Origin of the sequence: Alkalibacillus silvisoli (assembly GCF_039521975.1) — a bacterium.
Lineage (GTDB): Bacteria > Bacillota > Bacilli > Bacillales > Alkalibacillaceae > Alkalibacillus > Alkalibacillus silvisoli.
The window spans coordinates 37,994-54,155 of record NZ_BAAACZ010000016.1 but is presented as its reverse complement, the minus strand read 5'-3'; the positions used below and the strand labels follow the sequence as shown (position 1 = coordinate 54,155).

General features: G+C 34.8%; 20 protein-coding genes, 1 tRNA gene and 1 pseudogene. 7 read left to right on the top strand and 15 right to left on the bottom strand.

All coding sequences use genetic code 11. The features are described from left to right. Positions 1-58: 58 nt before the first annotated feature. The gene (locus tag ABDZ63_RS10215; RefSeq protein ID WP_343783416.1) at positions 59-1,297 is read right to left on the bottom strand and encodes a TraB/GumN family protein; all 1,239 of its coding nucleotides are present in this window, start codon (positions 1,295-1,297) and stop codon (positions 59-61) included. Positions 1,298-1,660: 363 nt separating this feature from the next. Between ABDZ63_RS10215 and cshA the strand changes: the two genes are divergently transcribed. Beyond that, entirely contained in the window at positions 1,661-3,172 is a 1,512-nt protein-coding gene (gene cshA / locus ABDZ63_RS10210; protein WP_343783415.1) for a degradosome RNA helicase CshA, read from the top strand. 60 nt (positions 3,173-3,232) lie between these two features. On the opposite strand, the gene ABDZ63_RS10205 is transcribed toward cshA, so the two are convergent. Next, positions 3,233-3,835, bottom strand: coding sequence for a GntR family transcriptional regulator (locus ABDZ63_RS10205; protein ID WP_343783414.1), 603 nt, complete (start codon positions 3,833-3,835; stop codon positions 3,233-3,235). Positions 3,836-3,876: 41 nt separating this feature from the next. Here ABDZ63_RS10205 and ABDZ63_RS10200 point away from each other — a divergent pair, with 41 nt between their 5' ends. Then, positions 3,877-4,887, top strand: a complete 1,011-nt coding sequence (locus tag ABDZ63_RS10200; protein ID WP_343783432.1) for a replication initiation protein — start codon at positions 3,877-3,879, stop codon at positions 4,885-4,887. Positions 4,888-5,031: 144 nt separating this feature from the next. On the opposite strand, the gene ABDZ63_RS10195 is transcribed toward ABDZ63_RS10200, so the two are convergent. Next, complete coding sequence (locus tag ABDZ63_RS10195) at positions 5,032-5,358, bottom strand: hypothetical protein (RefSeq protein ID WP_343783413.1); 327 nt, start codon at positions 5,356-5,358, stop codon at positions 5,032-5,034. A gap of 556 nt (positions 5,359-5,914) precedes the next feature. Between ABDZ63_RS10195 and ABDZ63_RS10190 the strand changes: the two genes are divergently transcribed. Next, positions 5,915-6,184 (top strand): hypothetical protein, encoded by a 270-nt coding sequence (locus ABDZ63_RS10190; protein ID WP_343783412.1) that lies wholly within the window; start codon positions 5,915-5,917, stop codon positions 6,182-6,184. A 229-nt stretch (positions 6,185-6,413) separates the two neighbouring features. On the opposite strand, the gene ABDZ63_RS10185 is transcribed toward ABDZ63_RS10190, so the two are convergent. From ABDZ63_RS10185 to ABDZ63_RS10170, 4 genes are all read right to left on the bottom strand, one after another. Beyond that, the gene (locus ABDZ63_RS10185) at positions 6,414-6,746 is read right to left on the bottom strand and encodes a hypothetical protein (RefSeq protein WP_343783411.1); all 333 of its coding nucleotides are present in this window, start codon (positions 6,744-6,746) and stop codon (positions 6,414-6,416) included. Next, positions 6,730-7,113, bottom strand: coding sequence for a ParA family protein (locus ABDZ63_RS10180; protein ID WP_343783431.1), 384 nt, complete (start codon positions 7,111-7,113; stop codon positions 6,730-6,732). Before ABDZ63_RS10180 ends, ABDZ63_RS10185 begins: the two co-directional genes overlap by 17 nt. Before the next feature lie 75 nt (positions 7,114-7,188). Next, entirely contained in the window at positions 7,189-7,935 is a 747-nt protein-coding gene (locus tag ABDZ63_RS10175; RefSeq protein ID WP_343783410.1) for a hypothetical protein, read from the bottom strand. 37 nt (positions 7,936-7,972) lie between these two features. Continuing rightward, a complete protein-coding gene (locus ABDZ63_RS10170; RefSeq protein WP_343783409.1) occupies positions 7,973-8,149 on the bottom strand; it encodes a hypothetical protein in 177 nt (58 codons plus the stop codon). A 147-nt stretch (positions 8,150-8,296) separates the two neighbouring features. On the opposite strand from ABDZ63_RS10170, the gene ABDZ63_RS10165 reads away from it, so the two are divergent. Further along, positions 8,297-8,632 carry a PadR family transcriptional regulator gene (locus ABDZ63_RS10165; RefSeq protein ID WP_343783408.1) on the top strand — a complete coding sequence of 112 codons (336 nt, stop codon included), beginning with the start codon at positions 8,297-8,299 and terminating at the stop codon, positions 8,630-8,632. Further along, positions 8,625-9,494 carry a permease prefix domain 1-containing protein gene (locus ABDZ63_RS10160; RefSeq protein WP_343783407.1) on the top strand — a complete coding sequence of 290 codons (870 nt, stop codon included), beginning with the start codon at positions 8,625-8,627 and terminating at the stop codon, positions 9,492-9,494. The genes ABDZ63_RS10165 and ABDZ63_RS10160 overlap by 8 nt, the downstream gene beginning before the upstream one ends. Before the next feature lie 94 nt (positions 9,495-9,588). Here the strand turns inward: ABDZ63_RS10160 and ABDZ63_RS10155 are convergent. From ABDZ63_RS10155 to ABDZ63_RS10120, 8 genes are all read right to left on the bottom strand, one after another. Beyond that, positions 9,589-9,662 (bottom strand) — tRNA-Cys (locus ABDZ63_RS10155). Positions 9,663-9,878: 216 nt separating this feature from the next. After that, the gene (locus ABDZ63_RS10150) at positions 9,879-10,121 is read right to left on the bottom strand and encodes a glutaredoxin family protein (RefSeq protein WP_343783406.1); all 243 of its coding nucleotides are present in this window, start codon (positions 10,119-10,121) and stop codon (positions 9,879-9,881) included. 62 nt (positions 10,122-10,183) lie between these two features. Further along, positions 10,184-11,119, bottom strand: coding sequence for a S8 family peptidase (locus tag ABDZ63_RS10145; RefSeq protein ID WP_343783405.1), 936 nt, complete (start codon positions 11,117-11,119; stop codon positions 10,184-10,186). After that, positions 11,112-11,384, bottom strand: coding sequence for a helix-turn-helix domain-containing protein (locus ABDZ63_RS10140; RefSeq protein WP_343783404.1), 273 nt, complete (start codon positions 11,382-11,384; stop codon positions 11,112-11,114). The genes ABDZ63_RS10145 and ABDZ63_RS10140 overlap by 8 nt, the downstream gene beginning before the upstream one ends. 5 nt (positions 11,385-11,389) lie before the next feature. Next, a complete protein-coding gene (locus ABDZ63_RS10135) occupies positions 11,390-11,965 on the bottom strand; it encodes a sigma-70 family RNA polymerase sigma factor (protein ID WP_343783403.1) in 576 nt (191 codons plus the stop codon). Positions 11,966-12,566: 601 nt separating this feature from the next. Then, positions 12,567-13,337: an IS21-like element helper ATPase IstB gene (gene istB / locus ABDZ63_RS10130; protein ID WP_343783430.1), complete on the bottom strand. Its 771-nt coding sequence runs from the start codon at positions 13,335-13,337 to the stop codon at positions 12,567-12,569. Next, the gene (locus tag ABDZ63_RS10125) at positions 13,334-14,599 is read right to left on the bottom strand and encodes a DDE-type integrase/transposase/recombinase (RefSeq protein ID WP_343783402.1); all 1,266 of its coding nucleotides are present in this window, start codon (positions 14,597-14,599) and stop codon (positions 13,334-13,336) included. Before ABDZ63_RS10125 ends, istB begins: the two co-directional genes overlap by 4 nt. Before the next feature lie 4 nt (positions 14,600-14,603). After that, complete coding sequence (locus tag ABDZ63_RS10120; RefSeq protein ID WP_343783401.1) at positions 14,604-14,852, bottom strand: helix-turn-helix domain-containing protein; 249 nt, start codon at positions 14,850-14,852, stop codon at positions 14,604-14,606. 617 nt (positions 14,853-15,469) lie between these two features. Between ABDZ63_RS10120 and ABDZ63_RS10115 the strand changes: the two genes are divergently transcribed. Both ABDZ63_RS10115 and ABDZ63_RS10110 read left to right on the top strand, forming a co-directional pair. Beyond that, positions 15,470-15,820 carry a hypothetical protein gene (locus ABDZ63_RS10115; RefSeq protein ID WP_343783400.1) on the top strand — a complete coding sequence of 117 codons (351 nt, stop codon included), beginning with the start codon at positions 15,470-15,472 and terminating at the stop codon, positions 15,818-15,820. 50 nt (positions 15,821-15,870) lie between these two features. Then, positions 15,871-16,132 (top strand): annotated as a pseudogene (locus ABDZ63_RS10110) (ATP-binding protein); the annotation flags it as partial. Positions 16,133-16,162 lie beyond the last annotated feature (30 nt).

The window sequence follows — 16,162 nt, the reverse complement described above, 5'->3', positions numbered from 1 at the left end:
TTTTAGTTTATGGAAAATATTATATCAAAATTTATAAACTTTGAAATCATGGCTTCCTTTAATGAATATGTTCAACATCATAACCTTCATCTTCTAATATTGAAACGATATGTGGCTCAACAATTAAATGAGCCGTCCCAACAATGACAAAGTAAGTCTTCTCATCCCCTGATTGTAAAAATTCATCAATTTGACTTGCCATATCATAATTCCTATCATCATTAAGAGCTTCCATAAAGGCTTCCTCACCCTCTGATGGCTCTACTGATTCATCAAACAAATAATCCATAAGCTCTTCTTGATTGCCTTCTTTATACAACTCGAACATTCTGGTCAATTCCTCATCAAATGAATCAAGATTTACAATTGAATCTTCAAGCATCGTTATTTGGTATTCCTCTGGCGGACTCGCTAACACGTCCAATTGTGATTCGACTGTTTCTAAGGCAATCACTTCTTTATCATCTAATACAGCTTGATTCAAAAAGTAATCATCCACACCATGAAGATAACCTAATTCTTGAATTCTCAAGCTTTGGATTAATGATGACAATAACCATGGTTTGAAACTTGCAAACATCTCCATATCCATCCCTAACTCTTCAATTGTTGCTTCTAACTCTTCATAAAGCTCATCAGAAATATGTTCATCAATTGTCGTACCATCTTGATACATACCTAACTCCTGCTGTGTTTGCTGCATTTCATACATGTTAACATCATTTAAATCAATTTCAGGAACAATAACATCAGCTTCATAATAAGCTGTTTCAATCTTCTCATGCAGTGGATAGAAATCTGTTGTTCCAGCATGAATAGTCCCTTGTAAATATACCGTTGTGCCTTCATGCTCCACTTGCCATAAAAACCCACCTGGACCATTAGGATCACCAATCTGTTGCTCATCAATCACCGTTACACCTTGTTCGGACAATTCGTCCAACATACTTCTTTGTTGATTATCTTCTAATAGTGGATTATCAATGACAGTAATCTCTTCTAACGCTTGTAAATCCATAACCAGTGATAAGTCACTGATCTCATTTTCTGTTAATATTAAGACCTCTAAACCATCAAAAGCTTCTATTCCTTGTAGGTCTTCAACCCCTTCATTCGAAAGGTTAAGTTCAGTAACTTCCTCTACATCACTATACTCGATTTCTTCATCAAGTCTTAACTCTTCTAAAACCGCATTCTCTAAATTCTCATCACTAAATGTAATAGTAGGATCACTTGAACAAGCGCTTAGTAATACGCTGAAAATTAAAATTGTGAAGTACCATTTAAAATGTTTCAAAATCTCATCCCTCCCTAATTGTGTATTATACATCATTTACCAAAAACTTTCGTAAATAATCAACTCGGGCAAGGGTAAAAATTGACATTATTATATTAACGGGTTATAATAAATCGTCTATATAATTAATTTAAAGTAAACTCGCCAATCAACAGTTCATATGAGCGTCCCGTATGAAACAATAAATAAAGGCGTAGTTGCACTTATGCAGTAAAGAGATCGTTTCTTATGTCTTAACTGCCCATAAGAAGAAAAGTCACGTAGCTACCTTAAATGTAGGAGTCCACTTTTTTTCCCACATTAAGCATGGCTACTTTTTTTATGTAAATAATATAGGTAAAGCAAAATTTAGGAGGAACAAGTTTGAAAACATTTTACGAACTAAACATTGAAGCAGATGTGTTAAACGCATTAGCTAAAATGGGGTTTGAAACAACAACCCCAATTCAAGCACAAGCGATCCCAACAGCAATTGAAGGGAAAGACTTAATTGGGCAAGCACAAACAGGTACAGGAAAGACGACAGCTTTTGGTGTACCAATGATTCAAAAGATAGATCCAAAAAACCCAAATATACAAGGAATTGTCATTGCACCAACACGCGAATTAGCCATCCAAGTAGCTGAAGAACTTAACCGTATTGGACAAATTAAAGGTGTTCAGACAGTGCCTATTTACGGTGGTCAAGATATTAACAGACAAATTCGTGCACTAAAGCGTAAACCACAATTAATCGCAGCAACACCAGGCCGTTTACTAGATCACATTCGCCGCAGAACTATTAAACTCCAAAACATTAACACGGTCGTATTAGATGAAGCTGATGAAATGTTAAATATGGGCTTTATTGAAGACATTGAAGCGATATTAGCTGAAATGCCTCAAGAGCACCAAACGTTATTGTTCTCTGCAACAATGCCAAAGCGTATTCAATTATTAGCTGAGAAGTTTATGAATCAACCAGAAATCGTTCGAGTTAAAGCTAAACAGTTAACCGTCGATCATATTGATCAATATTACTATGATGTTAAGGAAAATCAAAAGTTCGATGTTCTTTGTCGTTCATTAGATATTGAATCACCTGACCTTGCCATTATTTTCGGAAGAACGAAGAAACGTGTTGATGAACTAGTTGAAGGGTTAATGAAACGTGGTTATTCTGCTGAAGGAATTCATGGTGATATCCCACAAGTAAAGCGTGAAAAGGTTATTCGTCGCTTTAAAGAACAAGCAACAGAGATCTTAGTGGCAACAGATGTTGCTGCACGTGGTCTAGATATCTCTGGTGTCACACACGTTTACAACTTTGATTTACCACAAGACCCTGAAAGTTATGTCCATAGAATCGGACGTACTGGTCGTGCAGGTGAAAAAGGAAGTGCTTATACTTTTGTCACACCACGTGAAATGGATCATTTAAAAACGATTGAGAAATTGACGAAGCGCAAGATTGAAAAACAATTATTCCCAACGTATCGCGATGTCATGGAAGGCCTTCAAGAAGGGGCAATCGAACAATTAAGACAAACGGTTTGGAATAACGAGGGTGAAAACTACCGTGAAGCTGCTAAGCGCTTATTATCAGAAGAAGATGCTGTTGATGTCGTTGCATCTGCAATCAAACTTCTAACAAAAGAACCAAGCCAAACCCCTGTTCACTTATCATCTGTTGAGCCACTTCGTGTAAGAAAAGTTAAAGGTGGACATCAAAAGCGTGGCGGTGGTGGCGGTGGTGGCAATGGTCGTCGTCAACGTAACAATGACCGCAGTGGTGACGGGCGTAGACGCCGAAACTACTCAAAATCCAATAATAACAAGCAACAATCAGGTGGCGGTAATAAACGTAACCGTAGACGAAACCAAAACCACTCATAACAACACTAATCAAAAAAGCTCAAAAAAGGCTTACAACCTTATTTGAGCTTTTTATTATGGCTAACGCTTTAATACTGAAGTCACCTCATATTGATCTGTTCTTAAAACGATTCTCGAACACTCTAAAGGTACATCATTTGGACCAAATGTTTGTTGATCAAAATATAACACAGGTTCTCCGATACTTAAGCCTAGTAACCTCGCTTCCTCTTCATTTAATCCTTTGGCTGCAAAGCTTCGCACACCATATGTAATTTCAACATCTGCACATTCTTCTATTGACTTAAAAATCCCCATATTATTCAATTCAGCTCGATCTATTCCAGGACAGCGGTCCATTGATACCCAATTTTCTATAATAATAGCGGGTTCGCCATCAATTTCTCTAACCCTTTTCACATAATAAACAAGGTCGTACAAGCCAATTTCTAAATTATTCTGAACCCACTCACTAGGTTGCATCACTTTTTTTGAAATGATATTTGTATTAAAATAATACCCTTTCACTTCCATCGCTTCTGCAAAAGATACTAATTCTTGTGCAAAAGGGTATGAGATCTTTTGCTTTCTTACAAACGTAGGGTAGATGTTTGTGAATTCAGAGCACTTAGTAACTAAATCGAATAATTTAATAGAAGCGCGCCATCGCCATTCTTTAACCACACGGGAGCAAAAAATTATTTTAACCTTTAACAGCAGTGAGTATGATTCAACCTGATGATGATGATTTCAAAACCTATGAAATAGAAATTCGTGAATTTCATAATTTGTTAGGGTTAGAAGGTCGTGAATATTATACACAAACTAAAGAAGTTATAAGAGGATTGATGTCTAAAGTAATAGAAATACCACGTAAGGATGGCGGTTGGTTAATTTGTAATTGGGCATCTCATGTTGAATACATAGAAGGTCAAGGAAGGATTGAGTTTGGCTTTGACCCAAAGTTAAAACCTTATTTGCTACAATTAAAGCAAGCTTTTACGTCTTATCGTTTAAGTAACATCTTATCTTTAAAAAGTGCTTATGCAATCCGATTATATGAATTAATGAAAAAATGGCAATACATTGGGAAGTGGAAAGTATCAGTTGATCAACTAAAAGAAATGTTAGGTATTCCTAAGGAGAAATACAAACAATACGGTCATTTAAAAAGTCGGGTAATTAATTATGCAATTCAAGAATTAAATACTAAGACAGATGTAAAAGTTTCATTTGAAGAAGTCAGAAAAAGTCGAAGAGTGGACAAACTTATATTCACAATTAGTCACTTTCAATCTAAAGAATTACAGGTTGCACAACAAAGTGGGAGTGATATAAGTCAAGATTTATTACAAGAATTGAATCAGTTGTCAAAAGGGTATGAAATTAACTTAGATGCTTTTAATAGGTTATCAAGGATGGCGGCTAGTGTGTTTGGTGATAAAAAAGATGAAGAGTTGAAACATTTAACTCGAATGATCAATAACAGAGTCGAACTTCACCAAGACATAAAGAATCCAATTGGTTTGATGATTCACTTATTGGATGAAAAAGAAAAGTTAAAAAGAGAAGGTGTATATGTTCAAGGCTTCGAACACGGAGACTTAAATAACTCAAAAGAAGTCCTTCCTAAGTGGTTTAAAAAAACTCAAGAATCGAAAGAACTTGAATCAACTACATTAACTAGTCAAGAACTAAAAGAATTAGAGGAATTTTTTCACAAAAATAAATACTAATCTATCCAAATAACAATATCACAAATTTTGAAGGTGCTTTAATAAACTAAAACAAGGCTACTTTTCTCTAAAGTTATTGAGAAAAGTAGCCTAAGTAAATCATTTATGTTCTATTTCATATCAATATCGATTTTCGCAACTCTATTAATGGTGCCCACGTGAGAGGGAGTGACTAGTAGTTCTAGTTTCTCCAGTAGTAGTATTTCTGACAGTTACAGTATAGAACCCTACATTATCACCAGACGCTTCGTGATACAAATAAGTACGTTGAGTAACAGTAAAATCATGTCCTTGACTAGCCTCGTTAGAATACGCATCATAAGCAAATCCTAATGCAATTAATCTTAGGGCCCGGTCTAATGCCGTAATTTGAGAGACGCCAGGTACAACTGCAGCTATTGCTAATGCCAAAGCTGTTTCATTAGTATTATCATAATAATCAGTAGTCGATTCAATATCTATGCTGTGCAAATAATAATCATCACTACTTCCACCTCCAGGATCAAGCGATTGTGTTCCTACCTCATCAATTTTTTCGAAATCGTCTCCAGAAGATGCACTTACAGAATTACTAATTTGAGGTAATCCTACACTTAGTAAAAGTGTTCCAATTAAAATTAGAATAGCTCCTTTTTTGAAAAAGATAGTAACCTCTCCTTTTTGTATTTAATTATATTTTTTTGTTTTGCTATACTGAACGCAATAGAAATTGAATTTTCTTAACAGAATAACAAATCAGAATTCGGCCGAATCCGACAATTACATTCTACCATTTAAGGTAATAATTTCAAGTGTAATTTTCAAAAAATTTGGTAATAAAATATATTTAAAAAATAGGTGAAAACTAGTAAACTATTATTAGTAAGCAATGTTTCAATGACTTTGTGATAAACTATTTAGACCAAGGTGTAATTACAAATATTTAATCTTATGGTCTATTAGATTCACCATTTAAACAATATTTCTTGTTCAACTCACTAACTAGGAATTTTAGTTTAATCGAGATAATTAATTAAGGGAGGTTATTATGAGTAAAGAAAAAAATAAAAATAATCAAACGATTAAAGTTGTTTATGGAAGCGTAGTTACTATTTTGTTGTTGTTTGCGGGAGGAATGATCTTGGGTAATGAAGGAACCAATGATAGTGTTGGTCTTTTATTAGTAATAGTTGCTCTCTTCATAAGTTGTGTGTATCAATTTTATAAGTCTTTAATAGAAAAAAATAAGAAGTGGGCAATTATAGATTTTTTAATTGTGTTACTTGGTTCTGTAATCTTAATTAATATAATCTTCTAATCAAAATTGAGGCCTTTATAAAACTCATCCGATTATGAAAGAAAAAAGCTAGGATCTACCCTAGCTTTTTTCTACGCTAACAGTCCATCTAGATTTAAATGGAATCTGGTGATACCTTCTTCATATTCTTCTGCAGAAAATATATATAATCCAATGGCCAAAAAAGACAAATACCTAAAAAATGTACACTATTAGATACATTTACATTTTTTCGAATCAAGAGGAACCCTCAATCCTTGTTTATATCTTTTAGTCCTTGCGAAATAGCATAATTAATAAACTCTGTTTTAAAACCACGAGCGTTTTCTTTTGTTATTTCATCCAACTCTTTTGCTAATTCTTTTTCGATTAAAAAGGTTTGTCTCACATGCGTGTCTTCCATCTTTTTCTTTTGTGCGGATTGTTTCAACCGTTTAATTTGCTCTTCTTTATTTATATCCCCTGAGGAAAATTCATGGTTTTCAGCTTCTTGTTCCTCGTGATTTTCAAAAGCTTCTAGGTATTGTTTAGTAGCATTCGAGTTTTTATTTAGTTTATTCTTTATTTCATCTGCTTTGGACATTATTTAACAACTCCTCTACAAATTTTTCATGCTCATTTATTGCAACTTTTAACTCACTGTTATCATATAGACCGAAAATAGGCAGTCTCCCTGTTGCGGCTTTACGATGGATCACTGTATTAAACATTAAATGACTATACGATTCTTCCATCATCTCAGAGAATATTTTATTATCTGTACGACGTTTATCATGTAACGAACGTAAAATACCAGCCACTTTAATATCTTTACCAATAAGATCCTTTTTTTGTTGACTAACTTCTTCAACCGTACCAAGGAATCGTTCAATAGCATTATATGAAAATTTTTCAGTATTTGTGGGAATAACCACATAGTCAGATGCGAACATAGCGTTAAGAGTTAATATAACTGCGGAATGTGATGTATAACATGTAACAATACGAAAGAAAGGTCACCCTTTAAAGGATGACCTTTTAGTTAATTAACATCTTAGAGAATTTACTGTGAAGGCAGCTCTAGCGGCAATTGCAGTGGCCGTGTAAATGCCAGACAGACAATCTAAAAAGCTTTTATCGCAACAAGGGTCCCATGAACCATGTGCTGCCCAGCATTGGTCATGGCCCACACAACATAGGTCAGTTGAGTTTATTGGAGGGCCTCCCCCATCTTCTAAATTGTAACCGCACCCTGCGCCGCAATGTTGATAACCACCTGGCGCACAAAATTCATACCAAGAATTTGCTTCAACATCATCGGATGAATAGTCACCGAGTTTGAAATTTGGATTATCCGGAAGGTCTTCGTGATAAGCATCCTTCAGTTCAAATTCTGGATTTCTTTCTTTTTCTACGACTTCAATACCGCCATCAACTGTATTAAATATTCTTTGAATCTTCTTTCCGTCAACTTCAGCAAGCATGCTACCAGATAAGAATACAACATCGTCTGACTCGTTGTTTTCATATTGGACATCACTATAGTCGATCAAAACCTTTTCATCTTCATCAGTAACGGTCAATGTCTTCCCGTAAAAGTTTCCGACTGCTTTTTCGTTACTAACGCCATTGAATTGATACGTTTTTTGAAGCTTCATATTTTCCATAGAAGCTCCTGACGCTTCTGCGAGAGTGTCAACTAACTCTTGATACGCCTCCAAACTTTTAAGTTCATCTAGCATGTTTGTGACATCTTCACCTTTAAGATGCGCACCGTCAATAATTTGAAACATACAATCATCTCCTTATATTTCTGGGTTAAGGTTACTATTAGCAACCGCAGTGTAAAAATGATTCACTGCCATCCGAGTAGACAGCCATGGTGGCTTCACATTTTAAACATAAAATACAGAGATCAAAACCATCCTCAGGATCACCCACTTTGCAGTACGTCATGTACTGAGCTTTAATGTTCTCAGTGGTTTTTAACTTCTGTTTCTTGATCATAAACGCTCACCTCCTTTGTGTATTACTAACTACATTTAATAAAAAGGAAAAACGAGAAAAATTAACAACCTTCTATTGTTAAGTACATTGTATTACTATGTAATATGTGTTACGATTTTTATTAAGAGAAAAAGGAGGTGGCTTGATTTGGATAGAGAACAATGGAAAGGTAATATGGATTTAATGATTCTATCTATACTTCGACACAGTGATACTTACGGCTTCCGAATTATTTCTAAAGTCAATAAATTATGTGATGGGGATTATCAACTTAGTGACGGTACGCTTTATTCGGTATTGAAACGTCTCGAAAGAAAAAAATACATTGATTCTTATTGGGGAAATGAGTCTCACGGTGGCAGAAGGAAATATTATACAATTACTAACCTTGGATTGGATGTCCATCAGGAAAAACTAAGGAGTTGGAAACTTGTCAACAAAGTAATCAGTGAAGTAAACAAGGAGGGGAAATCTAATGAGTAAATCAAAACAATATGTTGAGAGTATTTTGCATCACGTAGAGCTCAATGACGAAAACAAACGCGATATGAAAGAAGAATTCACACTTCATATAAATCAAAAAACAAAGGCGTATGAAAAAGAAGGTTTCAGCAAAAAGCAAGCAGAAGAGGAAGCAATATCTGAATTTGGGGAGAGTAGGGAAATAGGCAAAGAATTAAACAGAGAAATCTTTCCGTTTAGAACATCTTTTCTTATTCTAGCAGGGCTATCTGGGCTTTTATTTTCACTATTAGTTTCTATTTTGACTTTTGTATTCCATGAGTCATTGCCGTATGTCTGGTTTTTTATTGTTTTAATTGCCAACACTTCAATCTTCTATTTTGTGAGAAAACCTTCCAAGGCTGCATCCCAAAGATTAATACTAATAATCCTACTACTCGTAATCTTTTTACTAAACTTTTATGGCTTCCTGTTAATGGACGGCCTAATGCAAAGCCATTTGCTATATTACGGTTTACTTGGACTATACCTTTCACATGCATTAATATTATTCAGCCAAATATACATGGGGGCAATGTTTCAACCTGTTAATGTAGACCTTAAAATGCTTTCAGATCAGAAACGAAAAACTAAACTATCAATCAATATTTTCACTGGAATAATTGTGCTGGGGGTTGCATTATTTGGTCTTGTTGGCTGGTTAATTTTTTCCCCAACATCACTTCCAGTTATACCTTTATTTTTAATCTTCTCTTGGTCATGTTTGTTCGTGTGTCATCTAAAAATTAAAAAATTAGAAAATGTAGCTCGCTTTTTAATGATTATATTTGCATTGTTCATCCTTGTTGCGTTCATTTATGTTCAATTCGCATCATTTACTTGATGAAAAAGACTGATTAAACCCTGTGATTATTAAAGACAAATATAATAAAAACAAAACCTCTTTCACAAAAGGAGGTTTTGTTTTTAAATTAAAATGGAGGTGACACCCGGATTCGAACCGAGGATGAAGGTTTTGCAGACCTTTGCCTTACCGCTTGGCTATGTCACCAATCTACTTGGAAGATTCGAGTAAAAGCTATTTACTGCAGTAATCCCTTAGTTTCTTTGATGTTTTGGCTGCATCTGCTATTAATTCGTAAATAATCTCTTTTTCCTCCGGGCTAGAGTCATGCTGATCTAAACATTTTGAATAAAAGGCCTGAGCTTTTCTAGCCTGACAGTAACATTTGAATATGTTTTCGCTTGTCACACGATCACACCCCTCTTATTTTAAAAACTTGTTTGTTAATGTTTCCTTATTAAATCCAGTTATGACCTCGGAAGCATTATTATTTTTTATAACCGTAAGCGGTGTTCCTTCTCCATTCATATTTAGAAATTCAGTTCTAAATATTTCATTTGATATTTCACGTTGTTCAAATGGTATTTGGTTTTCAACCATCCAATCTATTTGTCTTTGACAATGTCCACAAGCAGATTGAGTATAGACAATGATTGATCTAGCCATTATAACACCTCCTTATTAATTTTATATTTTTATATAAATTAATAAGGTAACAGATTAAAAAGTCACAACCCTTTATTCAAATAAATTAAACCGTTCCCTTCAACATTGAACGGGTAGCCTAATTTTTTTGTGTTCTTAATTAGTTGTCCGTATATTTCAGTTTCTGAGATTGTCCTATTTAATTTCATCTCTATATCTTGAATTATCAAACTGAGCGCTCCAACCACAAAAGGTGCCGCCATTGACGTTCCAGACATTCGCTTATAGCTATTAGTGAGGTGTGTTGAATTTATGTTTTCACCAGGAGCTAATATATCCATTTGGTTATTCAAGTTTGAAAAATCAGTTATTTTAAGGTTTTCATCAATAGCCCCAACTTGTATAACTTCATTGTAGGCGCCAGGATACCCCAAGTTGACATCTTTTATATTTCCCGTTCCTTGGTTACCAGATGCTGCTACCACTACAACCCCTTGACTGTTAGCAAATTTAATAGCCTCATATAGTTGCTCATTATCTTCATCAGTACCTAAAGACAAACAAATAACTCTAACGCGTTCGTTACCGCTACCTCGCCAATTGATTGTAAAATAAATACCATTTATTAGATTCTCAATACTACCTGTCCCATTTTTGTCTAAGACCTTTACAATCATAAGTTTTGCTTCAGGTGCAACACCAGTAATTTGACCATTAGAATTATTTGAACTGACCACCCCAGCTACATGTGTACCATGACCGTTATAGTCATCAATTTTTTTAAAATGGCCTCCGTCTTCTTCTGTAAAGTTAGCACCATCTACTATCCTAGAAGAGAGGTTACTATGTTGTGTATCACAACCGCTGTCTAAAATGGCAACTGTAATTCCCTTTCCTTTAACCCCCGAACGCCAATAGAAGTTAACATTTATTGTGTTTAAAGGATTATTATCATTTAACGTGTTTAGTGAAGAAGCCCCTTCAAATACAGGGATAGCTTTAACTATTTGTTTATTCACACGAATCGCCCTCTTTCTCTTTGTGTTGTTTATTTTTCATGTATTCTGTTAAGTTAGGTGCTCTTTCTAAGTCAAACCTTTTTAGAGCTTTAGTAATTTCAATGGTTAGTTCTTGCTTTAAATCTTCACCGGTATGAACATCCAAGGTTTTGGTTTTTGTTTTGATTTTAGGTTCAAATAATGAAATAATTTCCATGATAGCATCGTCTTTCTCTTTGTCCTTTTTTATTTTATATGTGAGTTCATATAACCCTAGATTAGTCATAATAATCAATTACCCCCAGTTTCCATAGAGTCTCTTAATTTATTCAATATTTTTTTGATTGTTTTAGAGATAGATTGTTGACTCACCTTTAATTTTTCGGCTATCTCTGTATGACTTAACTGGTGAACAAAATGAAGGTTAATAATTAATAATTGTCTATCCGTTAGACGTATAAGCGTTTCGTAAATTGTCTGATCCTGTATGGCTTCAAGCAAAGAAGATATTTCAATTAATGACTCCACCTCTTGTGTGTTGTTTTCCAGTTGTTGATTGAAGTTCTTGTTATCGAGAATGTATTCATTTTCAAAAGCATACACATAAAAGTACTTTTCTCTACTTTTCTTTCTGTAAAAATCCCTGGAGTAATGGTTTATAAGTTGTGAAATATAACTAATTAATTGAATTTCTGTATAGTGCTTTTTAAAAGCTCTATTTAGCTTAGAGATATTTTCTCCACACGGATGCTTTTTGGCCCTTATGAACAATTCGTAGTTACTTTTTGTATTTAGAAAGCTCCTTAATATTGGGTCTGTAATATTATCAAAATCGGAATCAAGAATATAAGTCATTTGGGACTGCATAAAACAACTCCCCTTCTCCTCTTTTGTTATTAATAAGGATATGAATAATAGATTAACAACCTATTCTTTTAAAATAAGAGATTTTTTTACATTTACCCCCCCCTTCTTCAACACAAGAAATTACACACTTTTATTAGAAAAAAATTATATATTAAACAACCTTAAAACTAATAATATAAATCTTATACATACAATCATTTGTGACGTATAACCTGACTTTCGCAGTTCATTAGAAAAACAAACGTAAACGTCAAATATCCCTCACCTATGATTTGGGTGAGGGTTCGTGTATGCTTAATAATGATTTACTTGGAATTTGACATTCCTCTGGGGTTGTTGGTGACCATGGTAAGAGTTGATCTAATTCCGTTTTTTATAAACTAGAAAATACAAAGAGCTAAAGGGGATTATTTCTGATATTGTCCTAATCGTGCTATCATGGAAAGTCTAAAATGATTGATTAAAATCTCAGCGTGAAGGCATTAAGATAGAGAAACGTAAGAGTAGATATAAAGGGGGTCTTTCCGAATGGAAAAAAGGGAAAGTGTGAAGATTGATGCAAGTTTGTAAGCGTCAAGTAAAAATGAACACTTTTTGCTAATTAATTCTGAACACTTTCTTCCTTAAATATGGAAGTTCGATTCTTCATTCGATGACTGTCTTCACCGTGAAATTGAATGACTTCTACACGATGTAGAACCCTATCCAAAATGGCTGTAGTGATCCCTTGATCACCTAATAACTCGCCCCACTCACTTGGACCCTTATTAGAAGTTAATATAATTGAGGTTTTGTCATGTAAGTCATTGATGAGATGGAAAAAGAGGTTAGCTTCTCTCTGATCTATCGCCATAAACATTAGATCATCAATAATGACCAGATTAGCGTTTCTTATTCGTTTCATCCTAATTTGGGCTTTTCGTGTGAATTCTTCAGCTTTTAAATTCCTTATTAATTCTTCCATCGTTATAAACATGACCTGATATCCTTGATTAATTGCCTCAATCCCAAGTGCAGTGGCTAAGTGTGTTTTCCCAACACCCGCTGGTCCTAACAGGACCAAGTTATATAATTGATCTACCCAGGTTAATTCACTTAACTGTTTTATTTGCTTTTGACTTAAGGTTTGTTGCTCATTAAGGTTGAACATCTCAAGTGTTGTGTGGGCAGGAAATGCTGCCCACTTCAATTGTCGTTCAATTTGCTTTTCTTCACGTCTTTTTAATTCATATGAAGCCATTTCTGTTAATAACTCACGATAAGTCCAATCTTTGGATTCAGCATATCGAATGAGATCAGGTAGATATTCTGCTGTTTCTGCTAAACGCAGTGTCTTAAACTGTTTTTGTAATGGCTCTAAAGTCATTGTTATTTCACCGCCCCTTCAAGAACCTCAAGGTACGGATCTAAATCTCTTACTTCTGGTTTCATGTTGTCATAATCAGATTGTTCAGCTGACATCTGTTGTATGTCCATTTCTGTACTCTTAGTGGATTGTTGTTGCCTTATCAAATGGGTTAAGACATCTTTAAATTCCGAAGCACTATAAAAACGGCTCTTTACACATTCATTCAGTGCTTCAGTTCTTATGTTGGATGGAACATCCTTAACCGAATCTGAAATGATTTTTAACTGATCCCTCATGTATCGGGGATACAGTGTTTGAATTTCCATTAAATATCTCATAGCCTTGTCTTGATTTTGGAACGCTTCAGAAACAGTTTTCATATAGGCAGGTATACCTTTGGTTCGGTCTCGTTTGTGTTGTCTATCTTCGATAATAGGCCCATCCATAGATTCATGTATGCGAAGCTTCTGGTCATCTGTTGCGATCACATACACGTTATTGTGTTTATCATAAGTGCCTAATGGCACGGAGTAGCGATTGGACTCGTATAAAATAGTGTTGTCCTTACGTACGACTCTTGCTATACTTGAATTAATAGGTGAATGAATTATATTCTTAGTAATCGGCTTAAGATGTTTTTTTTCGACGGAGAACACTTCTGCCGGTTTCTTTTTTATCGTATTATTCACTTTGCCGTTGCCTGTCCTCTCAAGCCACTCCCAAGATTGTTCATTCCATTGTTCTATGTTTCTGAATACACGGTTCTTGGCAAAGTTTTGCTTAATAAACTTAACACTATTCTCCACTTTTCCTTTACTCTCTGGGTCAGCTTTACGACAAACATAGAGTTGGAACTTTCGTTCTCTATAATAGGTTTGAAATTCCTCGGTCAAAATAATATCGCCACCGTTTTCACTAACAACGATCAATGCATCTTGATCATAAACCATTTCTTCTGGTATCCCTCCAAAGTACTCAAAAGCATGTTCATGAGCTCGAATAACATCCTTTGTGGTGAAAGGTCGATCTAACCACTCTGCATACTTGTAACGAGAATGCGATAAAACAAAACAAATCACATATACTTTTTGAGTACGACCTTGAGTTGATTTTTGTTTCGATTGTCCAAAATCCACTTGTATCTGTTTACCCATTGGTAACTCTGGAATCGCCTCGTAGGAACGAGGTGTCATCACTTTTGGAATGTTATATTTTTCTCTCAGTTCTTTAACATAACTTCGAACTGTACTTTCTCCGACCGACAGGTCTGCGAAGCGTTCCTTCAACCAATCATGAACTTGAGCTCCAGAGAAGATCAGGGTTTTCGCTTAACCAAGTATGAATTAATAACTCGTACTGATCCAATTTGCGTTTCCTTTTACGTGTAGAGGCCATCCACTCAGCCATTTCTTCTGGCGACTTTTCGAGATACTTATAAACTGTTGTTCGTGAAACACCTAATTTTCTTGCAATCCTCCTAATTTTGAATCCTTGTTTCTTCATTTGATAGATTTCCATAAACATTATCCACTTTTCCACCTTTTTCCCCTCCTGCTGATAGATGATAAATCTATCATACTACGGAGAGTTATTTTTGATTGAAAAGTGTTCATTTTTATTGAGCAAAAACTGTCTACTTTAGTTTAGCGTTTACAAAGTTTCATAACTGATATCTTTTAACGACTAAATTAAGTTTGTTTAAAAGTTTACTATTTAGTTTTGTAGCGAAGTGGTTTTTTACTTAATGAATGAAAATCGTAAAATATCTTTTAACCATACCTCAATTATTGAGGTATGAAAGTAGTCTGTACCGAAAATTAAAAGAAAGTCCTGAATAATACAATTCAGAACTTTCTTTCTATAAATCTATCATTCTGTTATACTAAAAAAGAAAAAAGCCTTCCCGTCACCGATCAAAGTTCGTGGAATGGCTCACTTCAACTCTTATAGTCATCGTATAATATTTTATATGACGGATTGTAACATTAAGTGCAACACCTAAAAATAAAAACAGCCCATAACAGTTTCGTGTAGATAACCACATCAAATATATACACGGAGGTACTGATTGAACTATCAACATCTTACTATATTTGAACGAGCACGCATAGAAACGATGATGGAACAAGGAATGTCTTTGTGATATTAGAAAGAGGATGAATCGTTCACTGTCCTCCATTTCTCGTGAGTTAAATCATAACTCCAAGAACAATGAGAATAAGCTAGAGATTACACAAGAACAATATGATCAGTGTCGATTGAACTGCGGTTGTATCTTGAAATGGTCTCATGACCTTGCAGACAGTATTAATGAAAAAATAGAATTAACTTGGTCTCCTGAACAAATTACGTATGTAGAATTACAAGAGTCTGTTGGTTTTAAAACCATTTATCGTTGGACCTATAACGGTTGGTTGATAAGTAACAACTTGCAGGTGCTACGCCAAAAAGGTAAGAGGAAGAAGCCTCGTGAAACTAGAGGTCGATTTAATATATGGTGTCGGTAAAAAATTTAGCAACTGCATTTGGGATTGAGGCGATTATTCAAGGGTATCAGGTCATGTTTATGGCTATGGATCAAAGAGAAGCTAACCTCCTTTTCCATCTCATCAATGACTTACATGACAAAGCCTCGATAATATTGACTTCAAATAAGGGTCCAAGTGAGTGGGGTGAGTTATTAGGTGATCAAGGGATAACCATAGCTATTTTGGATAGGGTTCTACATCGAGTAGAAGTCAATCAATTTCGCGATGGATAGTCATCGAATGAAGAATCGAACTTCCACATTTAAGGAAGAAAGCGTTCATTTTAGTTGACGATTACAATTGTTCGCAAAAGAATTCTAT

Bases quoted from the DNA above. Each gene is read 5' to 3' on its own strand.
- ABDZ63_RS10200 (WP_343783432.1), top strand. From the start codon at position 3,877: ATGATTCAACCTGATGATGATGATTTCAAAACCTATGAAATAGAAATT.
- ABDZ63_RS10190 (WP_343783412.1), top strand. From the start codon at position 5,915: ATGAGTAAAGAAAAAAATAAAAATAATCAAACGATTAAAGTTGTTTAT.
- ABDZ63_RS10185 (WP_343783411.1), bottom strand. From the start codon at position 6,746: ATGTCCAAAGCAGATGAAATAAAGAATAAACTAAATAAAAACTCGAAT.
- ABDZ63_RS10175 (WP_343783410.1), bottom strand. From the start codon at position 7,935: ATGTTTCAAATTATTGACGGTGCGCATCTTAAAGGTGAAGATGTCACA.
- ABDZ63_RS10170 (WP_343783409.1), bottom strand. From the start codon at position 8,149: ATGATCAAGAAACAGAAGTTAAAAACCACTGAGAACATTAAAGCTCAG.
- ABDZ63_RS10160 (WP_343783407.1), top strand. From the start codon at position 8,625: ATGAGTAAATCAAAACAATATGTTGAGAGTATTTTGCATCACGTAGAG.
- ABDZ63_RS10150 (WP_343783406.1), bottom strand. From the start codon at position 10,121: ATGGCTAGATCAATCATTGTCTATACTCAATCTGCTTGTGGACATTGT.
- ABDZ63_RS10140 (WP_343783404.1), bottom strand. From the start codon at position 11,384: ATGACTAATCTAGGGTTATATGAACTCACATATAAAATAAAAAAGGAC.
- ABDZ63_RS10135 (WP_343783403.1), bottom strand. From the start codon at position 11,965: ATGCAGTCCCAAATGACTTATATTCTTGATTCCGATTTTGATAATATT.
- ABDZ63_RS10115 (WP_343783400.1), top strand. From the start codon at position 15,470: ATGAATCGTTCACTGTCCTCCATTTCTCGTGAGTTAAATCATAACTCC.